We start from the raw sequence: 5,867 nt of genomic DNA, 5'->3' as shown, positions 1-5,867 counted from the left end.
GACATCTTCTGACAAGTTGGCAACTTCTTCATTATCAAGTAAGTACGAACCGGTGGTCGGAGTGTCCAAGCACCCCAAAATATTCATCAAGGTAGACTTGCCTGAACCTGACGGTCCCATAATCGCAACAAACTCACCTTCTGCAATATCTAAATCAACACCATTTAACGCTATTACTTCATTATCGCCCATTTTATATACTTTACTGATATTAGCTAGTTTTACCGTCATATCATTATCCTCATTTTTTAAATCCTCGGTTTTGGAGTTTGTTGACTACTTTTTTCTTGTTGCTTAATATATGAAACCACCAATTTATCGCCTTCATTTAAGCCACTCTTAATCTCAACTTCTTCACCACTATATAGCCCAACTTCAACTTTAACATTTTCAGTTATGCCATTTTCTTTTTGTAATATTACATATTGCCCTTCATTGTTAGTTTTCAACGCTGCTAGTGGTATTAAAATAACATTATCACGTTCACCAACATTGATATTAAGTCGCGCTGTCATTGCCGGCTTCAACAAACCTTCAATATCATCAACATCTAATGTGACATTATAGTAAATAACACCAGCATTAGCCGAGCTTGAAGACGTAGAGTCTTTGGACCAACTATCATTAATATCAGTTTGCGAAATATTGCTAACAATTGCTTCAAAAGTTTTGTTAGCATAAGCATCTACTGTAAAAGTTGCTTTTTGTCCAACTTGTACTTTGCCAATATCTGTTTCATCCACTTTGGCTGTAATTTGTTTCTTTGATAAGTCCGCAATTTTCATAATAACTTTTGGGTTATTAACACCTTGCGCCACTAAAGTTCCTGCAGTAAGAGGCTCTCCAATGACCACCCCGTCTTGCGGAGAAATAATAATAGTATCTTCGACATTAGACATTACGCCCTCATAACTCGAAACTGCTGTATTATAATCTAATTCTGCATCTTCTAACTCCTGGTCAGATTTTGCCCCAATAGTATATAGTTTTTTTATCCGTTCATATTTTGTTTTAGTGCTATTAACCTTGTAACGAGCTTGATCAAGCTTTGTACTTAACTCTTTATCTTCTAAAATCACCAACGTCTGCCCCGCTTTAACAATTTCATTTTCTTTCACCTTAACTTCTTTAATTAAAGCAGTAATTTTAGAGCTGATTTCAACGGAATTTACCGGCTTAATCGTTCCTGTTGCCGAAACTGTTGCCAAAGCCTTACCGATGCGCGCCGAAACTGTTTGTTGCTGAACTTCCGTCGTTTTACTACCGGCAAAATAGTAATAACCTCCGCCAACTAATATTAATAACAAGATAATGCCGAGTATTTTATATGTATTATTCTTTATTTTCATTGTTAAACTACCTCAACTCCCATAGCATTTTCTAATTGGGCCTTATACTTAACATAGTCGTATTGTGCTTGAATATTATTTTGTTGTGCCGTCGATAAGGCTAGTTGTGAATCAATAACATCTAGTAAAAGTCCTTCGCCTACTTTATATTTTTCCTTAGCAATGAAAAAATCTTCTTTCGCTTTCTTTATCGCTAGTCCAGTCGCCTTAAATCTTTTTTGCGCTTCTTGTAGATTTAAATAAGCTTCTGTAACTTCTAAGTCAATCTCATCACTCTTTTTTTCTAATTCAAGTTTAGCTTGTTCAACACTTATTTCAGCTTGTGCTATTTTAGCACTGGTAATATTACTATCAAAAACATTCCAGCTGGCACTGACCCCAGCATTCCAAGAATTATTATCACGGCTCGGCAAAAAGGCTTTGTCCCAATTAGTGCCAACTGATAAGTTTAGGGCCGGATTTTTATCAGCTTTGGCTATTTTAATATCCTTTTCACTTTGGGTAATTGCTATTTTCAATTTGTTTATTTCCGGTCTTTTTTCTTTTGCAATAATTTTACAAGTTGCTAAGTCCTGAGTAAACTCAGACAGCAATAGCTCATCTGTTAATTCAAGTTTATCAGTACTACTATTTTTAATAATATTTCGTAGTTTAGCTACTGTTATTTCATAAGAGTTTTCAGCTTTTATTAATGTTTGTTCTGCATTAACAAGTTCAACTTCACTACGCAACAAATCAGCTTTAGCTATCGCTCCGGCATTATAAAGATTTTGTACATTGTTAAGATGTTCTTTATAATTATTAACACTTTCTTGATCAACCGCTACAATTTTTTGGGCCTCTAACACGTTGTAATATGCCGTGGTAGTATCATATTTAATATTTTGTCGCGTACGATATAGTGCCAAATCCATACTTACAATATCGTCTTTAGCTTTAGAAATTTTCAATTCATTTTTACCAGCCGAATAAAGTGGCATACTTAAAGCGATACTGTTTTTATTACTTCTACTAGAACCCTTATCATCTGTTTCACTGATTGAAGCACTACTACTAACAGTTACAGTCGGATCCAATACCGCCTTAGTTCCTTTTAAGCCCATTTCCGCTTTTTCTTTATCCTTTTGGGCAATTTTAATACTTAAATTATTATTAAGCGCCATTTCAACAGCCGTATCTAAATCCAAAGTTTGAGCTTGTAAAACACTAGTTGAAGTTAGCATCGCCATAAGTAGAATTATGATTTTTTTCTTTAACATCGTTTTACTCCTATTGTTTAGTTTTTAGCAAACGTTATTAAACATTCCTGCCCTAACTATAACGCAAAATAAATAATATGACAAATGCTAATCTTTCAGTATGTTGCAACTAAAAATTCAAGAAAATACTGAGCATTTTTATCATAGAGCGGGGAAAAATTCCCCACTCTATGATAAATTTTACCGATAAATAGCTTCAACCAATGATATAATTGAGTGAAAAGTCTTATGGTATTGGGCTTTTTACTAAATTATAATTTTGGCATGAAAATTGCATTATATAAAAAACATAAAGCAGTTGTTATGATTGCTACAGTTCTATATTTATTATTTTTAGAAAGGTTGATTTTTTATGTCTAACTCACGAATGTATTTTTTGGACAACCTGCGTTCTTTTATTATTATGCTAATGGTTGTCTTTCACGGTGCTCTTGCCTATATGGTTTATGCACCGGAATGGTGGTATGTAGTAGATCATCAGAAAAATTTATTTTTTGACCTATTTGTTGTGTTTGCCGATAATTTCATTATGCCAATTATGTTCTTTATCTCCGGTTATTTCGGCATCAAATCTCTGGTTAAACGTACCGCTAGCGACTTTTGGAATGATAAGTTTAAAGTAATCATTGCTCCCTGGATTTTCGGTTCAATGCTGATTGCACCAATTATTGCCTTTTTAACACCTGCTAGTCGTTATGTTCCGATAAGTTTTACAGAGTTTTATAAAACTTTATTTTGGGGACCGTATTACCAACATGCGCATTACTGGTATTTAGGTTTTTTAGTCTTACTATATGTTTTATTAGTTATAGCTCATAAGATTAATCCTAAAATTGGGGAAGTATCTCCTAATACCAATGCACCTTCGTTCTTATTTTTTCTTATGATTGGCTTACTAGGCGGTTTGGGCTATTGGGCTGTCAATCTAGTCTATGCCGACGGTGTTTGGTTACATCCGCTGTGGCTAGTAGTATTTCAGCCAACCAGAGTTCCACTATATTTAATATATTTTGCAGTAGGGGTTTACGCTCATTATAAACAATGGTTTTCTATCGGCTACTCTCCAAGCATGAAAATTTGGTTACCATTATTCCTTTTGTTTGGCCTTGCACATTTAACCAATGTCTTTATCGTTCCAACCTTAGGTTTATCACCGGAAAATTATAAGATTATTAGAGCCTTATTACATTCGTTCTTTTGCCTAAGTGCAATCTTCGGTCTAATATCATTATTTAAAGCTAAATTTAATCTTACAAATAATTTTTGGTATTCATTATCAATTTCTTCTTATGCTATTTATTATCTCCATCAATTACCAATTCTTTGCAGTAACTGGTTAGTACGCCCTTTGGAAATTAATGTATTTTTAAAATATATTATTGCCATGGCTATCGGCGTCACCTTTACATACTTAGTAAGTCGCTATCTATTAATTAAAATTCCGTGTTTTGGTAATACCAAGAAAAAATTAACACAATAAAAATTTTAATCACCTGAAAAGCCCACTAAGGTACTAAAAAAAGCCCTTAGCGGGCTTTTTAGTATATTGTTAGGAAAGATTTTAGCACAAAGGTCACAAATAATTCACCAAGGACAATAGTTAAACGATAGTTTGAAAGTTGCTAAACTATTTTTAGCCATATTTCAAGAAGTCGCTAAGTCCCCCTCTTAGTGAACTTAGTGACTTCTTTGAGTACTTCGTGTTAAAATTCTTTTAATTATCTTAATTAAAACGGTTACCCCATTGTTCAAATAACATCACATTAAATATTTAGTATTTTTAAAAAGGCTGTGCTGTATTTTTTTAATTTTACTTCACCGACACCTTTTACTTTGCTTAATGCTAATTCATCTGTTGGTCTCTTGCTAGCCATCTCTTGTAATGTTGCATCAGAAAAAACCATATATGGCGGAATTTTTTCGTTAGTAGCAATTTCTTTACGTAAGGCTCTTAGCTCATCAAAAAGACTATTTTCAACTTTAATTTCCGGCACAACTTTTGCTGTTTTTTGTAAAACCTTCGCTTCATTTTTCATAACAGCATAAGCTTCCGGCGTTAGTTTGACAATCGGAAATTCACCTTCTGCTAAGCTTAGATATTGCGTGGCAGTTAAAATATTAATAAAATTTTTAATTTCGTTAACAGTTTTAGTTTTAAATAAACCATAAGTTGGTAATTGATCAAAGCCAAACTGTAAGACCTTCTTGTTTTTAGATCCCTTCAAAACATCCGCAATCATATTAACGCCAAAACGTTCTTTAAGGCGATAAACACAAGAAAATACTTTTTGCGCATCAATAGTAACATCAGATACTTCGCTATTATCTTGGCAGTTACTACAATTTTGACAAGAAATATTACTATGGTCACCAAAGTAATTGAGAATATATGCTCTTAGGCAATTAGGCGTATGACAATAATCCACCATCGCTTGTAATTTGTTTAGTTCATTGCTTTTTCGTTCAGGATTTTCCGTAGATTTATCAATTAAAAATTTTTGCAACATAATATCTTGGGAACTGAATAATAAAATACATTCGCCATCCTCACCATCACGACCACTCCGCCCGGCTTCTTGATAATAAGCCTCCATATTTTTAGGCATATTATAATGAATTACATAACGAACATTTGATTTATCAATACCCATTCCAAAAGCATTAGTCGCAACGATAACAGCAGTATTATCGTAAATAAAATCTTCTTGGATTATCGTTCTTTCACTATCATTTAAGCCGGCATGATAACGACCAACATTAAAGCCTTTCTCACTCAATAATTTATACAAAGAATCTACCTCTTTGCGGGTTGCAGCATAAATAATCCCGGATTTGTTAGGCTGCCGTTTTAAATAATCTAAAATGTAAGCTTGTTTATTTTCACCTTTCAGCACAGAAAAATGTAAGTTCGGTCGATCAAAGCCAGTAACAAAAATTTGCGGATGGTATAGTCCTAATAATTTAATAATATCAGCTTTAACTTCCACGGTGGCAGTTGCTGTAAAAGCTCCGATTAAAGGTTGATTTGGCAAAGAGGATATAAAAGGATAAATAGCTTGATAACTTGGTCGAAAATCGTGCCCCCACTGTGATAAACAATGGGCTTCATCGACAGCAATCATGCTAATTTCCAAGCTAGCAAAAAGATTCTTAAATACCTCTGTACTCAAACGCTCCGGAGCAATGTAAATTAATTTATATTTATTTTGACTGATATCATATAGCCTCCGACTAAGCGTCGCACTGGATAAGGTACTGT

The 5,867-nt window shown here is 33.8% G+C and carries 5 protein-coding genes; 1 reads left to right on the top strand and 4 read right to left on the bottom strand.

Annotated features, from left to right (window positions below; genetic code table 11):
• The 3 genes from KBI38_07900 to KBI38_07890 all read right to left on the bottom strand — a co-directional run.
• The coding region (locus KBI38_07900) for an ATP-binding cassette domain-containing protein (protein ID MBP8629972.1) at positions 1–231 on the bottom strand (231 nt) is incomplete at its 3' end.
• Positions 232–248: 17 nt separating this feature from the next.
• Positions 249–1,349, bottom strand: a complete 1,101-nt coding sequence (locus KBI38_07895; protein MBP8629971.1) for an efflux RND transporter periplasmic adaptor subunit — start codon at positions 1,347–1,349, stop codon at positions 249–251.
• A gap of 2 nt (positions 1,350–1,351) precedes the next feature.
• Positions 1,352–2,608: a TolC family protein gene (locus KBI38_07890; GenBank protein MBP8629970.1), complete on the bottom strand. Its 1,257-nt coding sequence runs from the start codon at positions 2,606–2,608 to the stop codon at positions 1,352–1,354.
• Positions 2,609–2,960: 352 nt separating this feature from the next.
• Between KBI38_07890 and KBI38_07885 the strand changes: the two genes are divergently transcribed.
• The gene (locus KBI38_07885) at positions 2,961–4,088 is read left to right on the top strand and encodes an acyltransferase family protein (protein ID MBP8629969.1); all 1,128 of its coding nucleotides are present in this window, start codon (positions 2,961–2,963) and stop codon (positions 4,086–4,088) included.
• A gap of 283 nt (positions 4,089–4,371) precedes the next feature.
• Here KBI38_07885 and KBI38_07880 read toward each other — a convergent pair.
• Positions 4,372–5,867: RecQ family ATP-dependent DNA helicase (locus tag KBI38_07880; GenBank protein ID MBP8629968.1), on the bottom strand; the 1,496-nt coding region annotated here is incomplete at its 5' end.

It is taken from the genome of Negativicutes bacterium (assembly GCA_018052945.1).
GTDB lineage: Bacteria > Bacillota > Negativicutes > JAGPMH01 > JAGPMH01 > JAGPMH01.
Note: the sequence above shows the minus strand (reverse complement) of the source record. Positions and strands in the feature narration are given on the sequence as shown.

Excerpts from the sequence above, each read along its gene's own strand:
- KBI38_07885 (MBP8629969.1), top strand. The coding sequence starts at position 2,961 with ATGTCTAACTCACGAATGTATTTTTTGGACAACCTGCGTTCTTTTATT.
- KBI38_07895 (MBP8629971.1), bottom strand. The coding sequence starts at position 1,349 with ATGAAAATAAAGAATAATACATATAAAATACTCGGCATTATCTTGTTA.
- KBI38_07890 (MBP8629970.1), bottom strand. The coding sequence starts at position 2,608 with ATGTTAAAGAAAAAAATCATAATTCTACTTATGGCGATGCTAACTTCA.